The sequence below is a fragment of the Brooklawnia cerclae genome, assembly GCF_011758645.1.
GTDB lineage: Bacteria > Actinomycetota > Actinomycetes > Propionibacteriales > Propionibacteriaceae > Brooklawnia > Brooklawnia cerclae.
The window spans coordinates 179629-203847 of sequence record NZ_JAAMOZ010000002.1; the positions used below are offsets into that span (position 1 = coordinate 179629).

At 68.3% G+C, this 24219-nt stretch carries 19 protein-coding genes; 8 read left to right on the plus strand and 11 right to left on the minus strand.

The genetic code is table 11. The features are described from left to right. Positions 1-5: 5 nt before the first annotated feature. From FB473_RS14310 to FB473_RS14320, 3 genes are read left to right on the plus strand one after another with little or no spacing between them, the layout of a single operon-like run. Entirely contained in the window at positions 6-983 is a 978-nt protein-coding gene (locus FB473_RS14310) for a branched-chain amino acid ABC transporter permease (protein WP_167170139.1), read from the plus strand. Next, positions 976-1947: an ABC transporter ATP-binding protein gene (locus FB473_RS14315; protein ID WP_167170142.1), complete on the plus strand. Its 972-nt coding sequence runs from the start codon at positions 976-978 to the stop codon at positions 1945-1947. Before FB473_RS14310 ends, FB473_RS14315 begins: the two co-directional genes overlap by 8 nt. Next, positions 1944-2690 (plus strand): ATP-binding cassette domain-containing protein, encoded by a 747-nt coding sequence (locus tag FB473_RS14320; RefSeq protein ID WP_167170145.1) that lies wholly within the window; start codon positions 1944-1946, stop codon positions 2688-2690. The genes FB473_RS14315 and FB473_RS14320 overlap by 4 nt, the downstream gene beginning before the upstream one ends. A gap of 442 nt (positions 2691-3132) precedes the next feature. Here the strand turns inward: FB473_RS14320 and FB473_RS14325 are convergent, their stop codons facing one another. From FB473_RS14325 to FB473_RS14345, 5 genes are all read right to left on the minus strand, one after another. Further along, positions 3133-4407: an ABC transporter substrate-binding protein gene (locus FB473_RS14325; RefSeq protein ID WP_167170148.1), complete on the minus strand. Its 1275-nt coding sequence runs from the start codon at positions 4405-4407 to the stop codon at positions 3133-3135. Between the two features lie 184 nt (positions 4408-4591). Next, positions 4592-5740, minus strand: coding sequence for a dihydroorotate dehydrogenase-like protein (locus tag FB473_RS14330; RefSeq protein ID WP_167170151.1), 1149 nt, complete (start codon positions 5738-5740; stop codon positions 4592-4594). 1 nt (position 5741) lies between these two features. After that, complete coding sequence (gene nifJ / locus FB473_RS14335) at positions 5742-9401, minus strand: pyruvate:ferredoxin (flavodoxin) oxidoreductase (RefSeq protein WP_167170362.1); 3660 nt, start codon at positions 9399-9401, stop codon at positions 5742-5744. A gap of 35 nt (positions 9402-9436) precedes the next feature. Then, positions 9437-11068, minus strand: coding sequence for an NAD(P)-binding protein (locus tag FB473_RS14340; protein ID WP_208390813.1), 1632 nt, complete (start codon positions 11066-11068; stop codon positions 9437-9439). Positions 11069-11270: 202 nt separating this feature from the next. Then, complete coding sequence (locus FB473_RS14345; protein ID WP_167170158.1) at positions 11271-11576, minus strand: thiamine-binding protein; 306 nt, start codon at positions 11574-11576, stop codon at positions 11271-11273. A 70-nt stretch (positions 11577-11646) separates the two neighbouring features. On the opposite strand from FB473_RS14345, the gene FB473_RS14350 reads away from it, so the two are divergent. Further along, positions 11647-12492, plus strand: a complete 846-nt coding sequence (locus tag FB473_RS14350) for a DNA-formamidopyrimidine glycosylase family protein (RefSeq protein WP_167170161.1) — start codon at positions 11647-11649, stop codon at positions 12490-12492. On the opposite strand, the gene FB473_RS14355 is transcribed toward FB473_RS14350, so the two are convergent. Then, a complete protein-coding gene (locus FB473_RS14355; RefSeq protein WP_167170164.1) occupies positions 12444-13151 on the minus strand; it encodes an NAD(P)-binding domain-containing protein in 708 nt (235 codons plus the stop codon). The two genes, FB473_RS14350 and FB473_RS14355, sit on opposite strands and share 49 nt — an antisense overlap. A 70-nt stretch (positions 13152-13221) precedes the next feature. On the opposite strand from FB473_RS14355, the gene FB473_RS14360 reads away from it, so the two are divergent. Continuing rightward, entirely contained in the window at positions 13222-14247 is a 1026-nt protein-coding gene (locus FB473_RS14360; protein WP_167170167.1) for an LLM class flavin-dependent oxidoreductase, read from the plus strand. 146 nt (positions 14248-14393) lie between these two features. Here the strand turns inward: FB473_RS14360 and cydC are convergent, their stop codons facing one another. The 4 genes from cydC to FB473_RS14380 all read right to left on the minus strand — a co-directional run bounded on the left by cydC (position 14394) and on the right by FB473_RS14380 (position 20305). After that, complete coding sequence (gene cydC, locus FB473_RS14365; protein ID WP_167170170.1) at positions 14394-16037, minus strand: thiol reductant ABC exporter subunit CydC; 1644 nt, start codon at positions 16035-16037, stop codon at positions 14394-14396. Continuing rightward, positions 16034-17632, minus strand: coding sequence for a thiol reductant ABC exporter subunit CydD (gene cydD, locus FB473_RS14370; protein WP_243864024.1), 1599 nt, complete (start codon positions 17630-17632; stop codon positions 16034-16036). Before cydD ends, cydC begins: the two co-directional genes overlap by 4 nt. A 63-nt stretch (positions 17633-17695) precedes the next feature. Next, on the minus strand, positions 17696-18781 hold the full coding sequence (gene cydB / locus FB473_RS14375; protein ID WP_167170176.1) for a cytochrome d ubiquinol oxidase subunit II: 1086 nt from the start codon (positions 18779-18781) through the stop codon (positions 17696-17698). A gap of 15 nt (positions 18782-18796) precedes the next feature. Continuing rightward, positions 18797-20305 carry a cytochrome ubiquinol oxidase subunit I gene (locus tag FB473_RS14380; RefSeq protein ID WP_167170179.1) on the minus strand — a complete coding sequence of 503 codons (1509 nt, stop codon included), beginning with the start codon at positions 20303-20305 and terminating at the stop codon, positions 18797-18799. 419 nt (positions 20306-20724) lie between these two features. On the opposite strand from FB473_RS14380, the gene FB473_RS14385 reads away from it, so the two are divergent. From FB473_RS14385 to FB473_RS14395, 3 genes are read left to right on the plus strand one after another with little or no spacing between them, the layout of a single operon-like run. Then, on the plus strand, positions 20725-21423 hold the full coding sequence (locus FB473_RS14385) for a biotin transporter BioY (RefSeq protein WP_167170182.1): 699 nt from the start codon (positions 20725-20727) through the stop codon (positions 21421-21423). Further along, positions 21416-22162 (plus strand): energy-coupling factor ABC transporter ATP-binding protein, encoded by a 747-nt coding sequence (locus FB473_RS14390; protein ID WP_167170186.1) that lies wholly within the window; start codon positions 21416-21418, stop codon positions 22160-22162. The genes FB473_RS14385 and FB473_RS14390 overlap by 8 nt, the downstream gene beginning before the upstream one ends. A 1-nt stretch (position 22163) precedes the next feature. Beyond that, positions 22164-22778 (plus strand): CbiQ family ECF transporter T component, encoded by a 615-nt coding sequence (locus FB473_RS14395; RefSeq protein ID WP_167170189.1) that lies wholly within the window; start codon positions 22164-22166, stop codon positions 22776-22778. Between the two features lie 13 nt (positions 22779-22791). Here FB473_RS14395 and FB473_RS14400 read toward each other — a convergent pair whose 3' ends face one another. After that, a complete protein-coding gene (locus tag FB473_RS14400; protein WP_167170192.1) occupies positions 22792-23997 on the minus strand; it encodes a S1C family serine protease in 1206 nt (401 codons plus the stop codon). Positions 23998-24219: the final 222 nt, after the last annotated feature.

Genomic DNA, 24219 nt, shown 5'->3' on the forward strand with positions numbered 1-24219 from the left:
CGATGATGAACTGGAACTTCCTGTGGGTCGCCCTCGGCGAACTGATCACGCCCCAGACCGCGGCCTACGTGCTGGCCACGTTGGGGTTGGCCGTCCACTTCGGCTACACGGGGCTGCTGAACTTCGGTCAGGCGGGCTTCATGGCGGTGGGTGGATATGCCTTCGCGATGTTCGCCGTGACCTTCGACCAACCGTTCTGGGTCTGCATTCTCGCGGCGATCCTCGGATCGGTCCTGCTGGCGCTCCTGCTCGGTGTCCCAACCCTGCGCCTGCGGGCCGACTATCTGTCGATAGTGACGATCGGTACCGCCGAGATCGTCCGGCTCGTGGTGCGCTCCCCGGAACTGGGGAAGTGGACCGGGGGCTCGACGGGCATCAACCGGTCGGGGACGGACTTCTTCGCCATGAACCCGCTTCCGGACGACCTGTCCTGGATGCTGGGCACCATCCGTTACAACTCGGACGCGGTGTGGGTCCGCCTGGTCGCCTGGGCCGTGGTCCTGCTGGCGGCGTTGTTCGTCTGGCAGATCATGCGCTCGCCCTGGGGCCGGGTCGTCACAGGCATCCGTGAGAACGAGGACGCGGTCCGCGCGCTCGGGAAGAACGTGTTCGCCTACAAGATGCAGGTGCTCGTGATCGGCGGGATCCTCGCCGGGGTGGGCGCGATCTTCGCGATCATGCCGACATCCCTGCAGCCCGACAACTACGGCACGCAGACGACGTTCTTCCTCTGGGCGATACTCCTGCTCGGTGGCGCGGCCACCGTGCTCGGGCCGGTCGTCGGCTCGATGATCTTCTGGGCGCTGCTGGCACTCACGGACGGCTTCGTGTCGCTGGGCGTGTCGTCCGGCATCCTGCCCATCACCACGCTGCAGTCCGGCCAGATCCGCTACATGCTGGTCGGCCTGGCGATCATGTTGCTCGTCATCTTCCGTCCTCAAGGCATCTTCGGACACAAGTCGGAGGTTTTGTTCAATGGCTGACGACGTGGTCGCGGAACGCGAAGCCGTGGCAGAGGCGAGTGCGGCCGAAGGACAGGCCGCCGCCGAGGCATTTCCGCTGCCCGATCCCCTGTGGAAGGGCGATGCCGGGCCGGGGTGCGCCAAGGTCGACCCGATCCTCGTCGCGGACAGTGTGCGCAAGACGTTCGGTGGCCTGGTGGCGGTCGACGTCGAGCACGTGGAGATCCCGCGTCACGGCATCACGGCACTCATCGGCCCGAACGGCGCGGGTAAGACGACCTTCTTCAACCTGCTGACCGGCTTCGACAAGCCGGACACCGGAAGCTGGACGTTCGACGGCACCGACCTGGCGGGCGTCCCCGCATGGAAGATCGCGCGCAAGGGACAGGTCCGCACCTTCCAGTTGACGAAGGCGTTCGGTGGCCTCAGCGTGCTCGACTCGATGAAGCTCGGCGCTCGTGACCAGAAGGGCGAACGCTTCTGGGCTTCCCTCCTCCCACCGCTGTGGAGGACCCAGGAGCGCGAGATCGAGGCGCGTGCTCTGGAGTTGCTCAAACAGTTCAAGCTCTACGAGAAGCGCGACGACCTCGCACTGTCGATGTCCGGTGGCCAGCGCAAGCTGCTGGAGATGGCCCGGGCGTTGATGTCGGCGCCCCAGCTCGTCATGCTCGACGAGCCGATGGCCGGCGTCAACCCCGCCCTCACGCAGTCGCTCCTGGGGCACATCGTCCGCCTCAAGCAGCAAGGCATGACGGTCGTCTTCGTCGAGCACGACATGCACATGGTGCAGGCGATCGCCGACTGGGTGGTGGTGATGGCCGAGGGCCGTGTCGTCGCCGAGGGCAAGCCCACCGAGGTCATGAAGGACCCGGTCGTCGTGGACGCCTATCTGGGCGCCAACATGGATCGCGATCTGGGCGAGGTCGTCAAGGAGATCCGCGCCAGCTATGCCGCATCGCGGCCGGAAGGGGGATCTGCCCAGTGAGCATCATTCCTCAGCCAGTTCTGAAGGTCGAGAACCTGGTGGCCGGCTACGTCCCTGAGGTCAACATCCTCAACGGGACGAACGCCTACGTGGGCCGGGGCGAACTTGTCGGGATCATCGGACCGAACGGCGCCGGCAAGTCGACCCTGCTCAAGGCGATCTTCGGCCTGGTGACGATCCGATCGGGCTCCGTGACACTCAACGGCAAGGACATCACCGGGCTGCGCGCCAACAAGCTGGTCACCAAGGGGGTGGGTTTCGTCCCCCAGACCGAGAACGTCTTCGAGAGCCTCACCATCGCCGAGAACCTGCAGATGGGGTGCTACCAGAAGCCGAGTCTGTACGGGGAGCGCCTGGACTTCGTCGTCAGCCTGTTCCCCGAACTCAAGAAACGGCTCGGCCAGCGTGCCGGGTCGTTGTCGGGTGGCGAGCGCCAGATGGTGGCCATGTCGAGGGCCCTGATGATGGACCCCCACGTGCTCCTGCTGGACGAGCCGTCCGCCGGTCTTTCACCCGTGCGCCAGGACGAGACGTTCCTGAACGTCGCGCGGATCAACGCCGCGGGCGTGTCGGTGATGATGGTCGAGCAGAACGCTCGCCGGTGCCTGCAGATCTGCGATCGTGGCTACGTCCTCGACATGGGGCGTGACGCCTACGTCGGCGGTGGGCAGGAACTGCTCAACGACCCCAACGTCATCCAGCTCTACCTGGGCACCCTGGCCACCGACCACAAGGCCGGCTAGAGGCCTACGGCCAGAATCCCCTCCTCCGCTCGCGGGGTGAGGGGATTCTTGCGTGCAGAGGTCCTTTCGACAGGCTCAAGGGCCCTTCGACAGGCTCAGGGGCCCGTTGTCTGCGGGAGGGCCCTTCGACAGGCTCAGGGGGCGTTGTCTGCGGGAGGTCCCTTCGACAGGCTCAGGGGCCTTTCGACAGGCTCAAGGGGCGTTGTCTGCGGGAGGTCCCTTCGGCAGGCTCAGGGGGCGTTGTCTGCGGAGGGTCCCTGAGCTTGTCGAAGGGACCTCGAGTCTGCCGAAGGGACGAGACCCAAGCGGGAGCGGAGACGGTCGTCATCGCGTCAGGGCCCCTGAGCTTGTCGAAGGGACGGCACCCAAGAGGCGTCCAGACAGACAATCGCCCGGGGGCATGCGCCCCCGGGCGATTGGTGTGGATCGGGACTCGGTTACCTCAGCTGAGGGTGCCCGAAACCTGGTCGATCCATTCGGACTCGTTGCCGGCGAGGTACTGGTAGATCGAGATGGTCGCCTCGGTCACATCACCGTTGGCATCGAAGGTGATCGGGCCCGACAGGCCGTCGTAATCGATGTCGGTGCCATCGGCCAGCAGGTCGGCGCACTCCCCGAAGGTGGTGCACTTGGTGCCCTCTTCCGACACGGACTGCAGGTTGTCCCTGATGGTCTGGCCGTCCGTGTCCCCACCCTGCAACGCGGCGAGCGCCACGAGGATGGTCGCGTCGTACGACTCGGCCGCGTAGCTGAAGACGTCCAGCGGATCCGCGCCCTGGGACTCGACGAGGTCCTGCAACTGGGCCTGGAAGTCGTCGGTCGCCCTGACGCCGGGGTTGGTGAACTGGGCGCCTGCGATGTCGGGCTGGTCACCCGGCACCATCTGGCCGTAGTTGCCATCGGTCCCGTAGAGGTTCGCGAAGTCGAAGCCCTCGGTCGCCAGGTTGGAGAAGATGATCTTCGACTCCTCGAAGCCGATCACCACCACGGCGTCGGGGCTCTGAGCGAGCACCTCGCCGACCTCCGACGTGAAGTTGGACGCCGACGGATCGTAGGTGATGTTCGACGTCACCGTGACGCCGCCCGCCTCAAGGGTCTGAACGAGGTTCTCTGCCAGACCGATGCCGTAAGGATCGTTCATGTACAGGACGCCGACCTTGGTCTTGCCGTCCTCGAGAATCTTGTTGCCGAGGATCTGACCCTGCAGGACGTCCGACGGAGCGGTCCGCCAGTAGTACCCGTCATCGTCGTAGTCGGTGAAGTCGGGTGACGTGTTGGCGGGCGAGATCTGGACGACCCCGGCCTGCGTGATCTGGTCGATGATCGTCATCGAGACACCGGACGACGCTGCGCCGAGGATTGCGGACACCCCCTGGGAGATGAGCGAGGTCGCCGACTGGGTGGCGATGTTCGTGGTCGTGTCGCCGGAGTCGGTGTGGGTGACCGTGACGGACACGCCCTTGGCGGCGTCGTTGATGTCCTTGACGGCCAGGTCCACGCCGGCGATCTCGGGCGGCCCGAGGGTCGCCAGTGAGCCAGTCTGCGGAAGGATGGTGCCGATACTCAGCGCCAGGTCGCCAGCGGCGTCACTGGCTGATGATCCCCCGGAGGACTCGCCACTGGAGCAGGCCGAGAGTGCGAGCGCCGCGAGTGCTCCGACCGCGGTCGTGCGAATGATGGCCGAGCGGGATGGGACCCGGCTTCTTTGGATAGTCATGGGCGGCTCCTGTGTTTGCGTATGAGCAAGCCACACGCGGCTGTGTCTTGACGCAAAAATTAGACCCCGCATGTTACGGCCACGAAAAATCCGATGGCTACTCGATAACGAAAGGGATACAAAAGGAGGATCCCCGGTCGATTGCGACCAGAGATCCTCCCCAGGGAAACCGCTGCCGGGCGGTTCAGTTGCGTCCGTAGACCTTCTTGGCGCGCTCCAGACCACTGACATATCCGGAGCGGGCGTACAGGCCCCCGTCGACGTCGGACGGCACGGCGAGCATGCCGCGCGCCTTGTCGAGGGTCAGCCCCTTGCGGGTGAGCCAGCTCGTCACACCATCGACGAGCTGTCCCGCATGCCCCGGCCCGTGACGCACCAGCGACGCGGTGGTCATGACGACGTCCGCACCGGCGAGCAGGTACTTCAGCACGTCCTCGACGGTCTCGACGCCGGTCGTCGCGGCGAGCGAGGCACCGACGCGACCGTACAGCGCGGCGATCCAGCTGCGCGGCAGCTTGGCCTCGTCGGAGCCGCTGAGGCCGAAGCCCGGCACCACGGCCATGCGGTCGAGGTCGATGTCGGGCTGCAGGTACCTGTTGAACAGGACGAAGGCGTCCGCTCCGGCCGCGTCCAGCCTGCCGGCCATCTCGCCGAAGCTGGAGAAATACGGTGACAGCTTCATGGCCACCGGCACGCTCACGACCTGCTTGACGGCGGCGAGGATGTCGAGATGCCTCTCCTCGACCTCACGGGCCGGGGTGTGGAGGTCGCCCGCCACGTAGTAGACATTGAGTTCGATGGCCGATGCCCCCGCGTCCTGCATGCGCCGGGCGGTGTTCGTCCAGTCGCCGGTCGTCGAGCCGTTGAGGCTCGCGATCAGCGGCACCGAGACCGTCGGGGCGGCCTTCTCGATCAGGCTCAGGTAGGTCCGGGTCAGCCCGGACTCGTTGCTGGGCGTGGTCGGGAAGTACGACAGAGCCTCGGCGAAACTGTCGGAACCCTGCTCCTCGATGGCCGTCTGACGAGCGTCCTCGTAGCGGATCTGCTCCTCGAACAGCGAGTACATGACGATCGCGCCGACGCCGCCGTCGTCCAGCTCGCGGATCCCGTCCAGTGTCTGGCTGAGCGGGCCGGCCGAGGCGACGACGGGGTTGCGCAGCCGCAGCCCCATGTAGGTCGTCGTGAGGTCGACCGTGGCACCGGCCGGGGAATCGGGTGCGATGACGATCGACCCCTGCGGGGCGAGCTGGTCGGTCGCGTTGCTGCCCATCTCGGACTTGCGGCGCGCGGACTCGGCCGCGGCCCGCAGGGCCTCCGGATCGAAGTTCGGCATCTCAGTTCTCCTTGCTGCGGGCGTCCGCGCTGAACATCTCCGCCGGCCTGCCCGCCAGGTCCTCGTACTCCGCGTAGCGCTGGAGCACGCGCTCCTGGCTGAACTCCAGCAGCCGCTCGGCCTCGGCCGGGTCGGATGCCTGCAGCATCTTGAACCGCAGCTCGTTCTTGCGGTAGTCGCGCAGCGAGATGCGCGGACGCGGGGAATCGAGCAGGAACGGGTTCTTGCCCTCCTCGCGCAGCACCGGGTTGAACCGCATGAGCGGCCAGTGGCCTGAGGCCACCGCCTTGTACTGCTGCTCGAGGCCCTTGCGCATGTCGATGCCGTGGCTGATGCAGTGGCTGTAGGCGATGATCAGGCTCGGGCCGTCGTATGCCTCGGCCTCACGGAAGGCCCTCAGCGTCTGCTGGGGATCGGCCCCCAGCGCGACACGGGCCACGTACACGTGGCCGTAGGCGATCGCCTGCATGGCGAGGTCCTTCTTGTTGGTCGTCTTGCCCGCGGTGGCGAACTTCGCGACCGCACCGAGGGGAGTCGACTTGGACGACTGCCCACCGGTGTTGGAGTAGACCTCCGTGTCGAGCACCAGGACGTTGACGTTGCGTCCGGACGCCAGCACATGGTCGACACCCGCCGAGCCGATGTCGTAAGCCCATCCGTCGCCACCGACGATCCAGACCGAGCGGCGCATGAGGTGATCGGCCACCGACTTGAGATCGTCGACCAGCGGGCCCTCCAGGCCTTCCAGCTTGTCCTTCAGGGCCTCCTGGCGGCGGTACTGGACGCGCAACTCGTGCATCGTGTCCTGCGGGGAGCCCAGCAGGCCGTCCACCAACTCGTCGTCGGCGATCCGGTCGCGCAGCTGCTCCAGGCGCGTACGGGCGAGTTCGTTGTGCAGGTCGGCGGCGAGCCGCATGCCGAGCCCGAACTCCGCGTTGTCCTCGAACAGCGAGTTGGACCAGGCAGGGCCACGTCCCTCGGCGTTCTTCGCCCAGGGCGTCGTCGGCAGGTTGCCACCGTAGATGGACGAGCAGCCCGTCGCGTTGGCCACCTGCAGGCGCTCACCGAACAGCTGGGTGAGCAGCTTCAGGTACGGGGTCTCGCCGCAGCCGGAGCAGGCACCCGAGAACTCGAACAGCGGGGTCAGGAACTGGACGCCGCGTACCGAGCCGTAGTTGACCTTGCTGCGCTTGGGCCGCGGCAGCGTCTCGAAGAACTCGACGTTGGCGCGCTCCTTGCTGCGCTCGAGCACGGGGGCCAGGTTGATCGCCTTGCGCTGAGGCTGGCCGATCGGGGAGACCGGGCAGGCCTCGACGCACAGGCCGCAGCCGGTGCAGTCCTCGGCGTAGACCTGAAGGGTGTAGCGCGTGCTCGGCAGGCCCGTGGCGTCCAGGGCGACGGACTGGAACCCCTCGGGGGCTCCGTCCAGGTACTCCTCGCCGTAGTGCTTGGCGCGCAGGACGGCATGCGGGCAGACGAACGAGCAGTTGCCGCACTGGATGCACGTCTCGGGATCCCACACCGCGATGATGTCCGAGATGTTGCGCTTCTCGTACTTGGTCGTCCCGCTCGGGTAGGAGCCGTCGACCGGCACCTTGCTCACCGGCAGCAGGTCGCCCCGGTCGATGAGCATCGTCGCGGTGACGTCCTTGACGAAGTCGGGGGCGCTGTCGGGCACCGGGGCGAGGTAGCCGTGGTCGCTGGTGACCTCGTCCGGCACATCGAGGTGGTGCAGGTGGGCGAGGGCCTCGTCCACGGCCACGTGGTTCTTGCGGACGATCTCCATCGACTTCTTCGAGTAGGTCTTGGTGATCGCCTCCTTGATCCGCTCGATGGCGACGTCGCGCTCCAGGACGCCCGAGATGGCGAAGTAGCAGGTCTGCAACACCGTGTTGGTGCGCCCGCCCAGGCCGGCGGTGCGGGCCACGTCGTTGGCGTTGATGGCCCACAGGTCGATGCCCAGGTCGATGATCTTGCGCTGCATCGGGGCAGGCAGGTGGTCCCAGACCTGGGAGGTCTCGAACGGCGAGTTGATCAGCAGCGTCGTGCCACCGACCCGCTCGCCCGCCTCGTTGTAGACCGCGGGACGCGCGAACTCGAGCACGTCGATGCGCTCCAGGATGCTCCAGTGATGGCAGCCGATGAAACCGGCCTTGTTCACCAGGTAGGGCGCCTTGATCGGGTCGGGGCCGAACCGCAGGTGGCTGGTCGTGCGAGACCCGGACTTCTTCGAGTCGTAGACGAAGTAGCCCTGTGCGTAGGTGTCCTCGTCCGAACCGAGGATCTTGATCGTGTTCTTGTTGGCGCCGACGGTGCCGTCGGAGCCCATGCCGTAGAAGACGGCGCGCTTGGTGGCGGGGTCCTCCAGGTCGATCGACGGGTCGTAGTCGAGCGAGAGCAGGGTCACGTCGTCGTTGATGCCCACCGTGAAACGAGGGCGGGGCGCCGGCTTGGCGAGCTCGTCGAAGATGGCGACGGCCATGGCCGGGGTGAAGTCCTTGCTGGACAGCCCGTAGCGGCCACCGATGACCAGTGGCATCGACTCGCGCTCGCCGCGGGAGGCGGCCTCCGCGAGGGCGGTGGTCACGTCGAGGAAAAGGGGCTCGCCTCCGGAGCCCGGTTCCTTCGTCCGGTCGAGCACCGCGACCTTCTTCACCGTCGACGGGATCGCGGCGAGCAGCTGCGCGGTCGGGAGCGGCCGGTACAGGCGCAGGACGAGGACGCCGACCTTCTGACCCTGGGTGTTGAGGTACTTGACCGCCTCCTGCACCACCTCCAGGCCCGATCCCATGACCACGGCGATCCGGTCGGCATCGGGGGCGCCGAAGTAGTCGACGAGGTGGTACTGGCGGCCCGTGAGGGACGCGAACTCGTCCATCATCTGCTGGACGATGCCCGGAGTGTCCAGGTAGAAGGAGTTGGACGACTCCCGGCCCTGGAAGTAGACGTCGGGGTTCTGGGCCGTGCCACGGATGAAGGGGTGCTCCGGGCTCAGCGCCCGGCGCCGGTGCTCGATGACCAGGTCGTCGGGGATCATCGCCCGCAACTGGTCGTCGGTGAGCATGCAGCAGGTGTTGAGCTCGTGGCTCGTGCGGAAGCCGTCGAAGAAGTGCATGAACGGCACCCGCGAGCGCAGCGTCGCCGCCTGGGCGATGAGTGCGTTGTCGTGGCACTCCTGCACCGACGACGAGGCGAGCATCGCCCAACCGGTCTGGCGGGTGGCCATGACGTCCTGGTGGTCGCCGAAGATCGACAGGCCCTGGGCCGCGAGCGAGCGGGCTGCGACGTGCATCACCGTGCTGGTGAGCTCGCCGGCGATCTTGTACATGTTCGGGATCATCAGCAGCAGGCCCTGCGACGCGGTGAACGTCGTCGACAGGGCACCGGCCTGCAGGGCCCCGTGCAGGGCGCCGGCCGCGCCGCCCTCCGACTGCATCTCGATCACGTGGGGAACCTGGCCCCAGATGTTGATGCGGTCCTTGGCCGACCATTCGTCGGCGAGCTCGGCCATCGGGGAGCTCGGGGTGATCGGGTAGATCGAGCAGAGCTCGTTGATGCGGAAAGCCACGTCGGCGGCGGCGGTGTTGCCGTCGATGATCGACCGCTTGGAGCCCTTGGCGATGGCGGCCCTGTTGGCCACCGGATCTTCAGCGCCCAGCATGTTGGGTTGCGGGGCGGGGATCTTAGCCTCAGTCATCACTTCTCCGGAATCATTTCGATGGCGTGTACGGGGCACTGGTCGAAGCACGTCGCACATCCCGTGCACTTCTCGTAGTCGTAGCGGTAGCGATGGCCCTTGCCGAGCTTGATGATCGCGTCCTCGGGGCAGGAGCCCAGGCATCCGTCACATTCGAAGCAGTTGCCACACGACAGACAGCGCCAGGCCTCGAACTTGGCCTCGGAGTCGGTGAGGCCCTTCACGACCTCTTCGAAGTCGTCGACGCGCTCGTCCGGTGACAGTTCGGGCTGAACGCTGCGCGGGTGGTCGCCGAAGTACCAGAGGTGCAGGTCGTCGAACTCGACCACGGGGTGCTTCACGCGCGGCTGCACCTGCTGCCGGTTGAGCCAGGTGTCGATCATCTTCGCGGCCTTCTTGCCGTGGCCGACGCCGATCGTCACCGTGCGTCCCGAGGGCACTGCATCGCCACCGGCGAAGATGCCTGGCACGTCGGTCATCAGCGTCGTCGGATCGACCTGGACGACGTCATCCTTGAACCGCAGGCCCGGGATGTTGCGCAGGAATCCGGTGTCGGCGATCTGGCCGACGGCCATGATGACCGTGTCGGCGGGCAGCTTCTCGAACGTCCCGGTGCCGTGGGGCTTGCCGTTCTCGTCGAGTTCCATGATCTCGACCTCGATGTCGTCGGCCGCCACCTCGTTGATCGTGCGCAGCCAGTGCACCTTGACGCCCTCCGCCTCGGCGTCCTCCAGCTCCTCCTTGTGGGCGGGCATCTGCTCCAGGTCGCGGCGGTAGATGATCACTGCCTCCTCGGCGCCCATGCGGCGGGCGACGCGGGCTGCGTCCATGGCGGTGTTGCCGCCACCGTAGACGGCGACCCTGCGCCCGATCCGGGGCTTCTCACCGGAGGCCACGTCGCGCAGGAAATCGACCGCGTCGACCATGTGGGAGGCGTCCATGCTGGGGATCTCGACCCGCTTGGACAGGTGGGCGCCGATGGCGACGAAGACCGCGTCGAAGTTGCCCGCGCGCTGCTCCTCCAGCAGGTCGTCCACCGTGTGGTTGAGGACGATCTTCACGCCCAGGTCCTCGACGCGCTCGATCTCCGCGTCCACAACGTCGCGCGGGAGGCGGTACTCGGGGATGCCGTAACGCATCATGCCGCCGGCGTGGTCACCGGCGTCGTGAATCTCGACCTCGTGGCCGAGGCGGGCCAGATGGTAGGCGGCGGACAGACCGGACGGCCCGGCACCGACGATGAGCACCCGGTAGCCGGTGTTGTTGCGGGCAGGGTTGAACTTCCAGCCCTTCTCGATCGCGAGGTCGCCGAGGAAACGCTCCACGGAGTGGACCGACACGGCGGAATCAAGATCACGGCGGTTGCAGGCGGACTCGCAGGGGTGGTAGCAGACGCGTCCGTGGATGGCGGGGAACGGGTTGTCGCGGACGAGTTGACGCCACGCGGCCTCCGACTGGTCCTCTTTCACCAGCCGCAGCCATTCCTGAATGTTCTCGCCTGCGGGGCAGGCGTTGTTGCACGGTGGCAGCAGGTCCACGTAGACCGGCATGCGCGTACGCACCGGGCTCACGCGTCCTGTGCCCCCGGCGAGGTCGGGCACCTGTGTGATATCGAGGGGTCCGTCAGTCATAGGAGACCTTTTCCCTAATGGCTGTCGTTCGGGCTGTCCTTCGGCGAGCAGCCTGGCCGGCAACCTCATCGTGACCGTGCGCCGCAACCGGCGCTCTTGCAGCGGATACTCTACTCAAGTCCGCATTGAACGAGATACGCGTCCGGCAACCGCGGCAACCGAGCGACGATCTCCTGTGAATCCCGCTGAATCGCGGTCTTTGTCAATCAAGACGATCGAGAGCTTCTTCGAGCCGATCGAGCTTCGCCGTGATCTCCCCGGTGAAACCGGGCCTGATGTCGGCCTTGAGGACGAGCGAGACCCTCGGGCCGAACTCGCCCACGGCCTCGCAGGCACGCCGGACGACATCCATGCACTCGTCCCACGTGCCCTCGATGGTTGTGAACATTGAATCGGTTCGGTTGGGCAGTCCGGAGTCGCGAACCACCTTGACTGCCGCCGCCACCGCATCGTGAACTGAGCCCTGCTCGCCTGAGGTGGATGGGCTGACGGAGAATGCAACGAGCATGGCCTCAGGATACGCACAATCGTGCTCATAGACTGCTGAGGGTCGCCTTACAAAGAAAAGAGGTGGGCAGGTGCCCGAGGGTCACGTGATCCACCGCCTCGCCACCGGCATGACAACCCGATTCGCTGGACGAAGCGTCCGGGTCGCGAGCCCACAGGGCCGATTCGCCGACGCTGCCGCACTGCTGGACGGTTCTGTGCTCGTCGATGCGCAGGCGGTGGGCAAGCACTTATTGGTCGGCTTCGAGGACGATCATGTCGTGTGGATCCACCTGGGATTGATCGGCAGACTCGCGTTCGTCCCGGCCGGGACGCCGTCCAACCCGTCCACGCTGCGGCTACGTGTCTCGGCGGACGGGCAGGCGGCCGACCTACGGGGCCCCCAGTGGTGCCGGCTGATCACCGGTCCGGAGTCGGACGCGGTCGTCGCGGCCAGCGGCCCCGATCCGTTGCGGGACGATGCCGACCCGTCCCGGGCGTGGGCGAAGTTGTCGCGGACCTCGCGTCCGGTCGGGGCCGTGCTGATGGACCAGTCGGTGTTCGCCGGCGTGGGCAACATCTTCCGTGCCGAGACACTGTTCCGCCACGGCATCGACCCGCACGTCGCGGCCCGGCAGGTGCCGCGGGCGGTGTTCGACTCCGTGTGGGCCGACCTGGTCGGGCTGATGCGGTATGCCTATCGCGTCGGGCGCATCGACACCGTGGACGAGGACCACACGCCGCAGGCCATGGGACGCCCGCCCCGGGAGGACCCGCACGGCGGCGAGGTCTACGTGTACCGGCGCGCCGGGATGCCCTGTCTGGTGTGCGGCACGGAGGTGCGCACCGAGGTCATGGCGGGGCGCAATCTCTACTGGTGCCCGTCGTGTCAGCCCAGCGGAGCGACCGGGGTGTCCTTGGCGACGCCGTCCGTCTGAGCTTCGCCGGTCGTCCCGGCGGTCTCGGTGGAACGGGAACCGAGCACCTGGCGGAGGTGTTCGGCGTCGAACCATTCGCCGAAGACGGGGCCGTCGGCATCGAGCGTCGCGGCCGCGTCGAATCCGACCTCGACCGGGTCGAAGCCCAGGTCGTCGACGAGGGACGCGGCCAGCGTCCGGGCCCCGGGGTCGTCCGATGCGACCGCGACGGCCCGGCGGTCGGGCGCCGGGAACGACCTGGCGTCCGCGACCATGTCGGTGTAGGAGAGGTGGTTGAGGGTCTTGACCAGTCGCATGGCGGGGTTGCGGAGCCGGACGATCTCGCTGGTCGAGCCGGTGCGGCCGTCCAGGGCGTCCACCTGGCCGTCGACCGCCTGCCAGTGGTTCATGGGGTCGATGACGACCTTGCCCGACAGGGACGAGTAGTCGATCGCGTCCGACTTCCCGAAGGGGATCGCCAGCAGGACGATGTCGGCGTCGTGGACGAGTGCGTCCCACCCGGCCATACGCGCCGATGGCACCATGGTCGACACGATGAGTTCCTGCATGGGCGAGGGGTGCCCGCTGCTGACGAGCACCTGCCAGCCGGCGTCCGCGGCGAGTCTGCCGATGGTGGTGCCCAGCTTGCCCGCTCCGACGATGCCCAGAACCTTGCTCACGCCGGTTCAATGCTTGTGGGGGCGCCGGTATTCCAGGAATGATTGAACTGTCATCTACGTTGGGACGGGCATGAGCGTGGAGTTTGGCATCGACACCTTCGGCGACGTGACCGATGATCCGGCGGGCGACCGCCTGTCGCAGGCGCAGGTGATCCGCAACGTCGTGGCGGAGGGCGTACTGGCCGACCAGGTGGGCCTCGAGCACATCGGCATCGGCGAGCATCACCGCGACGACTTCGCGATCTCGGCGCCCGACATGGTGCTGGCCGCGATCGCCGCGCGTACCGAGCGCCTCCGGCTGGGCACCGCGGTCACCGTGCTGAGCTCGGACGACCCGGTGCGCGTCCATGAGCGGTTCGCGACGCTCGACGCGGTCTCGAACGGACGGGCCGAGATCACCGTCGGCCGGGGCTCGTTCATCGAGTCCTTCCCGCTGTTCGGCTACGACCTGGCCGACTACGAGTCGCTCTTCGAGGAGAAGCTCGCCATGTTCGTCGAACTCCTCAAGCAGGAGCCGGTCACGTGGCAGGGGCAGCACACACAGGCGCTGGCGGGCGTCCAGCTGCATCCGCGGATCGAGCACGGGCCGCTGCCCACGTGGGTGGCCGTCGGCGGAAGCCCCGAGTCGGTCGTGCGGGCCGCGCGCTACGACCTGCCGATGATGCTCGCGATCATCGGCGGCCCGCACGAGCGCTTCGCACCCTTCGCGGATCTCCATCGCCGCGCGCTCGAACAACTCGGGAAGGCGCCCCAGCCGGTCGGATTCCACTCCTACGGGCACATCGCCGAGACCGACGAACTCGCCCGTGAGCAGGTGTACCGGCCGTGGCTGGAGATGACCGGACGCATCGGCCGCGAGCGCGGTTGGCCGCGTCCCGACCGCGAGCAGTTCCTCCATGAGATCGAGCACGGCGCGATGATCGTGGGCTCCCCGGAGACGGCCGCGCGGAAGATCGCCGCGGCCGTGCGGGCCCTGGATGCCGAGCGCGTCCAGTTGAAGGTGAGCACCGGGACGCTGCCGCACGAGCGCATCATGGAGTCGATCGAGCTGTACGGGACGAAGGTCGCCCCTCTGGTGCGCGACATGCTGGCTTGAGCCGGGGTTGCGCACGCCGGTCGGGTGGTTCGTGCGGGTGAAGGCCGTCACCCTGCTGATTGCGCAGCAGTGCGTCCGGGAACCGCCGGAAAACGCTTGCTCTGGCGTGTCGATGTACGCAGAGCAGGGCGGACGACCCCGCGCGGCTACCGGTCGCTCCCGACCGCCCACGATTCCAGGTCGACGACGCGTCCGCAGCGGGCCATCAGGTCGGAGTCGTGCGTGATGACGAGCAGGGATGCGTCCCCGAGCGTGACGAACAGGTCGTCGAGCAGGGCGGTGGCGGTGTCGCGGTCGAGATGCTCGGTGGGCTCGTCGAGGATCACCAGGTCGTATGGCTCCGCTGCGGCCAGCACACGGGCAAGCGCGATCCGCTGGGCCTCCCCGCCCGACAGAGTCGCTCCCTCCTCGCCCACGACCCGGTTCGGGTCGAGTTCCAGGCCGGCTCTGCGCATGGCGTCGGCCACCTGCTCGTCGGTCGCGTCCTTGTTGCCGATCCGCACGTTCTCGGCCAGTGAGGTCGCGAAGATGTGCGCGTCCTGGGCCAGGTAGCCGACGCGTCCCGGCACCTCGATCGTGCCGCCCCTGCTCGGGATGAGCCCCATGACGGTGGCCGCGAGCGTGGTCTTGCCGATGCCCGAGCGGCCGACCAGGGCGACCGACTCCCCGGGAGCCACCGTCAGATCGACGTCGCGCAGGATGGTCTCGGCCTCCGGCCATCCGATCTCCACGCCCTCCAGCCGCAGGCGCTGCGCTGTTCCCGCGGCACCTGCCGGACGATCACCCGAGCCCACCGGGTCGGCCCGCAGAAGGGCCAGGACGCGTCCCAGGGCCGCCCGGGCGCGAGTCAGCGTCTGAGCCGCCTTGGTGAAGTCTGTGAAGACCTCGTGGAGTGCGAGCGGCGTCAAGGCCAGCACCGCGAGGTTGGGCGGCCGCATCGCCCCGGAGGCGACCATCGGCCCGCCGATGACCAGGGCGGCCGCGACCGCGACGCCGGCCGCGAGCAATTGGACGCCCTGGGCGACCCCCCGCGTCCAGGCTCCGCGGCCCTCTGCGACGCGCAGGGTGGCGTCCACGGCGGTCAATCGCGCGGTGGAGGCGTCGGCGGCCCCGTAGGCCACCAGGTCGGTCGCACAGCGCGCTGTCTGCCGCACCTCGTCGGCCAGCCGCCCCCGGGCGGGCACAGCGAGTTCGTCGGCATCGCGCGACCACATCTGCGCCAGCCAGGGGACGATGATGCCCGCGGCCACGGCGGTGCCCAGCAGCACGACCGCGAACAGCGGGCTGAACCAGGCCATGATGATGCTGGTACCGCAGATCACCACGCTCGCCGAGCAGAAGGGCAGCGCGATGCGCACGACGACGTCGACGATCGCCTCGACGTCGGCCGTCGTCCGGACGAGCAGGTCGCCGTGCCGGCGTCCGAGCAGGGTGGTCCGGCTCAGGCGGTCGTAGGTCGACATGCGCAGGGCGCTCTGCATGCGCAAAGCGAGTTCGTGGCCGAGTAGGCGCTCCAGATACCGGAATACGCCCCGGCCGATGCCGAAGAACCGGACGCCGACGGCGGCGACGAGCAGGTAGAGCACGGGTGGGTGCTCCGCGGCCCGGCTGAGCAGCCAGCCGGACACCCCCATGAGCGCAACCGCGCAACCACTCGCCAGGGTGGCCAGCAGCGCCGAGACCGCGAGCCGTCTCGGGCCGTGGTCGACGCGGTTGAGCAGGTCGCCGACCAGCGCGGCCACATCCCTGACGGCGGCTCCCGCGCCGGGTGCCGCGACTGTGGGGCTCATCGGTTCGCCTCCTGCCCGCCGACGGCGATCATCTCGTCAGCGATCCGCAGCAGTGCGGGACGATGGGTGACCAGCAGGGCGCCCACGCCCGCGTCCCGCAGCGCGGCCACGGCGACCGCCTCGGTGGCCTGGTCGAGGCCCGCGGTCGGCTCGTCCAGCACGAGCAGCCGGGCTCCGCCGAGTTCGATGCGCACCAGAGCCCGGGCCAGTGCCACGCGCCTGCGCTCACCGGCCGACAGGCCCTCGCCGTCGTCCCCGACGAGCCGCCCGGCATCCAGCGAGCTCCCGCCCGCCCGGTCGAGCGCGCTGCGCACCTGGGTGTCGCTCGCGCCCTCGAACCCCAGCCGCACGTTGTCGGCGATCGTCCCCCGCAGCAGGCCGGGCTCCTGCCCGACCCATGCGAGTTGGCGGCGCCATGCGTCCATGTCGATCGTGGCCAGGTCGACCCCTCCGACCCTCACCCGGCCGACCGACGGCGGGACGAGCCCCATGAGCACCGCCAACGCGGTCGATTTTCCCCCGCCGGAACGCCCGACCAGCACCAGGGCCTCTCCGGGCCGCAGGGTGAACGACAGGGCGTCGAGGGCGGGCGAATCCGCGCCCGGGTAGGTCACCGACACCTGGTCGAAGACGATCGCGGCCGAGGAGAGATCGGGTGGCGGCTGGTCCCCTCCGGGACGCGAGGAACCGGCCTCGATGAGGGCGAACGCGGCCTCGGCGGCCGCGGTGCCGTCGGCGGAGTCATGGAAGTGCACGCCCACCTGCCGCACCGGGAGGTAGGCCTCCGGGGCCAGGATGAGGATGAACAGGGACGTCGCGAGGTCGAGGTCCCAGTCCACCACCCGGAACCCGACGGACACGGCCACCAGCGCGACCGACAGGGTCGACAGGAGTTCCAGCACCCCGCTCGACAGGAAGGTGATCCGCAGGGTCTTCATCGTCTCGGCGCGGGACGTGTCCTCGGTCTCGCGGAGGCCGCGGAGTTGTGCGCGGGCTCGTCCGAACACCTGGAGGGTCGGCAGGCCGGCGATGAGGTCGGCGAAGTGATTCGCCAGCCGTGTCTGGAAGCGGAAGCGGCGGCGCACCTGGTCGCGGGTCTGCAGCCCGATGAGCACCATGAACAAGGGGATGAGTGGCAGGGTGACCGCGATGATGCCGGCGGACTGCAGGTCGTTGGCCGCGATGACCGCGACCATCAACACAGGGATGAACGCGGCCATCACCAGCTGCGGCAGGTACTTCGAGAAGTAGCCGTCCAGCGCGTCCAGTCCCTGCGTGACCAGGGTGATCAGTGCGCTGCTCGACACCGACGAGTCGGCGGGACGCGCCAGACGAGCGGCCATGATGTCGGTGCGCAGCTGCGACTTGACGGCCGCTGACGCCCGGTGCGCCAGCCACGCGTTGAGCCAGCTCAGCACGCCCCGGACGGCGAACACACCGAGGACCGCCGCCGCCCAGGCGCCCAGGCCGGGCAGGGGACCGGGGAAGTCGGTGGAACGGGTGTCGAAGACCCCGGCGACCGCCCGGGAGATCAGCCAGGCCTGCGCCACGACGCAGACGGCTCCTGCGATCCCGGTGAGAGCGACGGCGACCAGGAAACCCCTGGTCGCCGTCGCGCGTTGGACGAGGCGCTTGTCGAGCGGTGGCGCCAACTCGTATCAGTCCCCTGCGACCGCAGGGGCGGGCACGGGCGACCCGGCGTCGTCCGGGATGTTCTTGACACCGATCCGGCGGCGGAACACGTGGTAGCTCCAGATCGTGTAGGCCAGCACGATGGGGACGAAGATCAGCGCCGCTATGCTCATCAGCCCCAGCGTCCCCTCCGAGCTGGCGGCGACGTACATGTCGAACTGCGTGGCTTCGTCGGCGGGGGCGAATCCGAGCGTCCCGTAGATCTTCACGAAGATGCCGGCGAACAGGGCGACGATCGACACGGCGGTGCCGACGAAGGCCAGGGCCTCATGTCGGCGGGTGAGTTGCAGCACCGCGAAGCCGAGGGCTGCGACCCCGATCAGGCCGATGACCCACAGCGCGGCGGCGCCCGCCCCCGGGTCGAGGAACGGGTTGTCGGACGCCGGGTAGGCGACGTTTCCGACGATCACGAAGAGCAGCATCAGGCCGAGGGCCACGGGGCCGAGCAGCTTGACGATGCCGTGGGCCTTCTCACGTACCTCGCCGTCGGTCTTGAGAGAGAGGAACACGGCCCCGTGCACCATGAACAGGACGACGGTGAGCACGCCGCCCAGCAGGGCGAACGGGCTGAACAGGCTCCAGAAGCCCTGGGTCATCAGCGGCGGGTCGCCGGCCACCGGCATGCCGATCCACATGTTGGTGAAGCCGACGCCGAACACCAGCGGCACGATGTAGGAACCGATCGTCGAGCAGGCGTCGAAGGCGTCACGCCAGTTGTCGCCCGGCTGAAGAGCCCGGTACTCGAACGAGACGCCGCGGATGATCAGGCCCAGCAGCACCAGCACCAAGGGCAGATAGAGGCCGCTGAACAAGGTGGCGTACCAGCCGGGGAAGGCGGCGAACATCGCGCCGCCCGCGGTGAGCAGCCAGACCTCGTTGCCGTCCCAGGTCGGGCCGATGGAGTTGATCATCACCCGGCGTTCGCGCGGGTCCTTGCCGATGATCGGGTACAGCATGGCCACGCCGAAGTCGAACCCTTCGAAGAAGAAGAACCCGATCCACAGCACGGCTTCGAGCAGGAACCACAGGATGATCAGTTGTTCGTGTGACATCTCAGGTCTCCCGGGTCAGTAGGCGAATGACAGGGGTGCGTCGGCGTCCCTGGTGATCTCCGGGACGACCACGGTCTCGGGCAGCCCCTTGGCGATGAAGTAGAAGAACAGCCGCAGGACGATGACCGCGATGATGCCGTACACGGCCGTGAACGCGATCATGCTCGCGAGCACCTCCCCGAAGCTGACGGTCGGGGAGACCGCCGTCCACGTGGGCAGGACCCCCATGACGATCCAGGGCTGGCGTCCCATCTCGGTCAGGATCCAGCCGAACGAGTTGGCCAGCAGCGGCAGGAACGGCAGCACGCCCATCAGCACCTGCCACGGGCGGTTGGCCGGCGGCACGTGGCCCTTGCGGGTGTACCAGAGCACCGCCAGGGCGAGCAGCATGCCGAGGGTGCCGAGCCCGATCATCAGCCGGAAGCTGTAGAAGGACACCATGACGTTGGGCACGGGGTCGACCGACAGTTCCGACAACTCGCTGGCGAACGTCTCCTGCAACTCGGTGCGAGTGCCGTCGTAGGCGGAGTAGCCGTCGGCCAGGTATTCGTCGGTGAGGTCGTTGATGCCCTTGACCTCGGCGTTGGGGTCGTTGAAGGCCAGGAACGACAACACGTAGGGAACTTCCCAGCTGAACACCTTCGTCACATGTGTGATGCCCTGCTCGTCGCGTTCCTGTGTGTAGACGCCCACGATCGCGAACCCGGCTGACGTCGAGGTGTCGAGATGGCCCTCGGACGCCGCCAGTTTCATCGGTTGCAGGCGGCTTTCCACCTGGGCCTGTGCGTGGCCCGAAGCGAACACCACGATGGACGCCGCCAGCAGCACCCACGCTCCGAGCTTGGCCACGTTGCGCCAGGCGTCGGCGTCCGGATGCGAGGTTCCCTCGGGGGCCGACTTCGCGACCTTTGCCAGCTTCCATCCGCCGACACCTGCGAGCAGGGCACCGGCCACCATGAAGCTCGCGCCGATCTGGTGGGGGAAGGTGACCAGGAAGAACGGGTTCGTGAGCAGCGCACCGAAGTCGGTGAGTTCGGCGCGGCCGTTGACATAGGTGGCGCCGACCGGGTTCTGCATGAAGCAGTTCGCCGCGAGGATGAAGATGGCCGAGATCGTGGTTCCGAGCGCCGCGAGGTACATCATGGCGTTGTGGACGCCGCGGGGCAGCTTGTCCCAGCCGAAGATCCACAGCCCGATGAAGGTGGATTCGAGGAAGAAGGCGACGAGAGCCTCGAGGGCCAGGGGAGCGCCGAAGATGTCGCCGACGAACCGCGAATACTCCGACCAGTTCATGCCGAACTGGAACTCCTGGACGATGCCTGTGACCACACCTGCGGCGAAGTTGATCAGGAACAGCTTGGAGAAGAACTTCGTGAGACGCAGCCAGTCGTCGTTCTTCGTGCGCAGCCACAGCGTCTGCATCACGGCGACCATCCAGCTGGTCCCAATGGTCATGGGCACAAAGAAGAAGTGATAGACAGTCGTGATCCCGAACTGCCAGCGCGCGAGAACCTGTGCGTCCATGGCGCGAACACTACACCGGTCGAGACCCTTGTGGACACCACAGTATGCCCCCGGGGGTAAGGGGCGATGGGGGCGTGTGGTATACGGCTGATATAGCCTACTGAATCGACGCCGCCGTCGCCCGGCGATCGGCCGAGTGGTGGCACCCTGCCGCCCGGATTCCCCACCCGTGGCCCGCGCCTCCGGCGTGTGGTTCGCGTTTCCCGCGAATCTTCCGTGATTCCCGCGGGTGCTGTGTGTTCCCGCGGGTGATGTGTGGCCCGCGTAAAGAGCTACGGCCCGCGTGAATACAGGCGGCCCGCCTGAGCCGGGCCGGGGCGGGGCGGTGGGTGCCGCGGGAGGCGTGGGTGGGGACGGATCTAACGGTGTTAGAGTCTTTCTCCGAGAGGGGCGCTCGCCCCGGAAAGGGACTCGCAACCATGCCCACGAACGCACCCGCCGCCGGTGCGGCCGGCAAGCGGAACGGTTTCACCGCCCGCGACCTCGCCCTCGTCGCCGTCTTCGCAGGGGTGACCGCAGCCCTCGGCCTCGTCCCCCCGATCTACACGCCGTTCTCGCCGGTGCAGATCACCGCACAGAACCTCGGCGTCATGCTCGCCGGGGCCATCCTCGGTGGACGCCGGGCCTTCGCGTCCCAGGCCTTGTTCCTCGCCCTGGTGGCCCTCGGGTTGCCACTCCTGTCGGGTGGACGCGGGGGCATCGGCGTCTTCGCCGGCATCACGTGGGGCTTCCTCATCGGTTACGCGGTCGTCGCCGGGCTGCTCGGCTGGGTCACCTACCGGGTGGGCGCGCCCTACTCGCTGTGGAAGGGCCTCATCATCAACCTGATCTTCGGGTTGCCCGTGACGTACGCCTTCGGCATCCCCGGCATGATGATCTCGGGTCACCTGACCCTCGCGCAGGCCGTGGCCGGCAATCTCCCCTTCCTGCCGGGCGACGCGATCAAGGCCGTGGTCGCCGCGGTGGTCGCGAAGGGCGTCCACACCGCATACCCGGGCCTGCTCCCCTGGCGCGGCCGGAAGGCGCCGGTGCCGCAGGAGACCCCTTCGCAGGAGACCCCGGGATCAGGTGAGGTCGCGGCGACCCTGAGTGGGGATGGCGCCGTCGGCCATGAGTGAGGCGGTCCGCATCGAGGCCGAAGGGGTCAGCCACGTCTACGGCCAGGGTGGCCCCCAGGCCCGTGAGGTGCTGCACGACATCACCGTCAGCCTCGAGCAGCGGCGCATCGGAGTGATCGGGCACAACGGATCGGGCAAGTCGACCTTCGTCCGCATGCTCGACGCCCTGCACGTACCGACGCAGGGAACCATTCGGGTGGACGGGCTCGACACCGCGACCCGCGCCCGCGACGTGCGCCGTATGACCGGCTTCCTGTTCACCGATCCCGACAGTCAGATCATCATGCCGACCGTGGCCGAGGACGTGGCCTTCGGGCTGCGCAAGTCGAGCCTGTCGAAGGCCGAGATCGCCGCGCGTGTGGATGACACGCTGGCGCGTTTCGGCCTGGCCGGGCATCGTGATCATCCCGCCCACCTGCTGTCGGGGGGGCAGAAACAACTGCTGGCACTCGCCTCGGTGCTCATCACCTCGCCGCGGCTCATCGTGATGGACGAGCCCACCACCCTGCTCGACCTGCGCAACGCCCGGCAGATCGGCCGGGTGATCGGCGACCTGCCGCAGACGGTCGTCCTCGCCACCCACCACCTCGATCTGCTGCGCGACTTCGACCGGGTGCTGGTGTTCGACGGGGGACGAGTGGTCGCCGACGGCACGCCCGGCGAGGCCGTCGCCGCCTACCAGGAACTCATGGACGCCGACCCCGACGGGGACCTTCCTGGGGCCAGGACCGGGGTCTGAGGTGCTCGGGGCCAGCACGCTCGGCCTGTTCCGCCCGGGCACTTCGCCGCTTCACCGCCTCCCGGCGGCGGTCAAGCTCGCCGCCCTGGTGCTGCTCGGGATCGCCTCGGTGTGGCTTCAGCGGGAATGGTGGCTGGTCGTCGCCGCGTTCGCCCTCGTGGGAGTCGCCTACGGGATCGCCGGATACGGTCCGTTCCTCCTGCTCCGGCAGGTACGCCCGATGGCCTGGCTCCTGGTGTTCACCGCCGCCATGAACTGGTGGACCGCCGGCTGGGAGCGTGCGATCGCGGTCACGGTGATGATCGCCGTCCTGGTGTGTGCCGCCGCGCTGGTCACCCTCACCACGCCCACGACCTCGCTGATCGACGTGGTCGTCCGGGCCGCGGCACCCCTGCGCCGCTTCGGCGTGGACGCCGAGCGGCTCGGCCTCATCCTGTTGCTGGGCATCCGGTGCGTCCCCGTGGTCGCCGGCCTGGCGCGGGAGGTGCGCGAGGCTCAGATCGCACGGGGGGCGACCAACAGCCTGCGGGCCTTCGCGGTGCCCCTGCTCGTCCGCGCGCTGAGGGACGCGGACTCGATCGGCGAGGCGCTCATGGCCCGCGGTCTCGACGACTGAGGTCGGGCCCGGCTCAGTTCGTGGAACTCGTCCCGAGGACGACCGGCGCTGCCTGCGCGATTCCGGCCTCGTCGGTCCACTCCAGATCCACCCGGTCGCCTGGATCGGTGGACTCCACCAACCTCAGCAACGCGTTGGCGGTCTCGACGGCAATCCCGCCGAAGGCGGTGATCGTCGAGCCGGGGGAAAGGCCCGCGACCTCGGCCGGGGATCCGGGTTGGACGTAGGTGACGGCCGGTCTGTCCGCGGCCCCGAGCGACACCCCGAGCCAGGCCGCGGGCCCGATCCTGGTGTGCTCGGTCTCGTGGCCCGCGACGATGTCGTCCACGATCTCCAGCGCGCTGCCGATGGGGATGGAGAAGGTCGTCATGTCGTTCGAGACGCGGGTGCGCCCGGCGCTGGTCATGCCGACCACCTCGGCGTCGGAGTCGAAGGTCGGGCCGCCGGAGTAGCCGGGGATGGCTCCGGCGGTCGAGCGGATCAGCCCCGACAGCGTGTCGGTTCCGTACATGCCGAAGTTGGACGGCAGGGTGACGCTCGCATCGACCGAGGTCACCGATCCGCCCGATCCGACCAGGACACCACCCCCGTCTGCGTTGCCGACGGCTGTCACCTGGTCGCCCACGGCCAGGCCGTCGTGGTCGATGGCAGCGGGCTGGAGCCCGGAGGCCCCCGCGAGTTGAAGGAGCGCGACGTCGGCCCACATGTTGCGCCCCACAACGGTCGCGTCGTAGGTGTCACCGGTGGTGGGAACCTCGACGGTGAGCGCGAACGTGTCGGCGACCACGTGATAGTTGGTCAGGACGAGTCCCGAGTCGGTCAGGACGATGCCCGACCCCGCGCTCTCGCTGTCGGTCAGTTCACCCCAGACGAGGACGACCCCGACGCTGAGATCAGGGGTGACGGTGACCTGATGGGTGCTCGTCGGGTTCTGCGCCGGGCGCTGGACCTGGGGCAGCGGGTGCCGGGTGATCGGCGTCGACCGATTGCTGGGGGTCGCCCCGTCCACGATCCAGGCGCCGGCGGCGCCGAGGGCGAGCGCCAGGACGATGATCGCCGCCACGACCTCCCGCCACAGGGGCACGACGGGCTGGGTGGCCGTCCGCTGCCCGGCACCGTGAACGGCCTGGAGGCTGCCCGCACCCTCGCCACCCCACGGCTGACCCTGCGGGGCCGGCCACTGGGTCGGCGCCTGCCAGCCGGTCGGCTGCTGTGACATGTGGGGCTCCTTGCGACGGTGCGCTCAGTCTATTCCCGCCCGCCGAAGATCCGAGCTCGTGAAGCGGCGACGCGCCTGCCCAGGGGCCGACCTGGACAGTCCCCGCGTCCCGGTGGCCGCGGCGGGTATCGTCTGATCGGCGATGCCGCGAGAACGCGATCGGCGGACGAGCCCGGTGACGAGCACACCCCGGGTCGTCCGCCCGGAAGCCGGTACCGGAAG

What these genes read in the sequence shown, in the direction of transcription:
- FB473_RS14340 (WP_208390813.1), bottom strand. Translation starts at nt 11,068, where the DNA reads ATGACTGACGGACCCCTCGATATCACACAGGTGCCCGACCTCGCCGGG.
- FB473_RS14360 (WP_167170167.1), top strand. Translation starts at nt 13,222, where the DNA reads ATGAGCGTGGAGTTTGGCATCGACACCTTCGGCGACGTGACCGATGAT.
- FB473_RS14325 (WP_167170148.1), bottom strand. Translation starts at nt 4,407, where the DNA reads ATGACTATCCAAAGAAGCCGGGTCCCATCCCGCTCGGCCATCATTCGC.
- cydB (WP_167170176.1), bottom strand. Translation starts at nt 18,781, where the DNA reads ATGTCACACGAACAACTGATCATCCTGTGGTTCCTGCTCGAAGCCGTG.
- FB473_RS14315 (WP_167170142.1), top strand. Translation starts at nt 976, where the DNA reads ATGGCTGACGACGTGGTCGCGGAACGCGAAGCCGTGGCAGAGGCGAGT.
- FB473_RS14330 (WP_167170151.1), bottom strand. Translation starts at nt 5,740, where the DNA reads ATGCCGAACTTCGATCCGGAGGCCCTGCGGGCCGCGGCCGAGTCCGCG.
- cydC (WP_167170170.1), bottom strand. Translation starts at nt 16,037, where the DNA reads ATGAGCCCCACAGTCGCGGCACCCGGCGCGGGAGCCGCCGTCAGGGAT.
- FB473_RS14310 (WP_167170139.1), top strand. Translation starts at nt 6, where the DNA reads ATGAACTGGAACTTCCTGTGGGTCGCCCTCGGCGAACTGATCACGCCC.
- FB473_RS14390 (WP_167170186.1), top strand. Translation starts at nt 21,416, where the DNA reads ATGAGTGAGGCGGTCCGCATCGAGGCCGAAGGGGTCAGCCACGTCTAC.
- FB473_RS14345 (WP_167170158.1), bottom strand. Translation starts at nt 11,576, where the DNA reads ATGCTCGTTGCATTCTCCGTCAGCCCATCCACCTCAGGCGAGCAGGGC.
- FB473_RS14400 (WP_167170192.1), bottom strand. Translation starts at nt 23,997, where the DNA reads ATGTCACAGCAGCCGACCGGCTGGCAGGCGCCGACCCAGTGGCCGGCC.
- FB473_RS14380 (WP_167170179.1), bottom strand. Translation starts at nt 20,305, where the DNA reads ATGGACGCACAGGTTCTCGCGCGCTGGCAGTTCGGGATCACGACTGTC.
- FB473_RS14385 (WP_167170182.1), top strand. Translation starts at nt 20,725, where the DNA reads ATGCCCACGAACGCACCCGCCGCCGGTGCGGCCGGCAAGCGGAACGGT.
- nifJ (WP_167170362.1), bottom strand. Translation starts at nt 9,401, where the DNA reads ATGCTGGGCGCTGAAGATCCGGTGGCCAACAGGGCCGCCATCGCCAAG.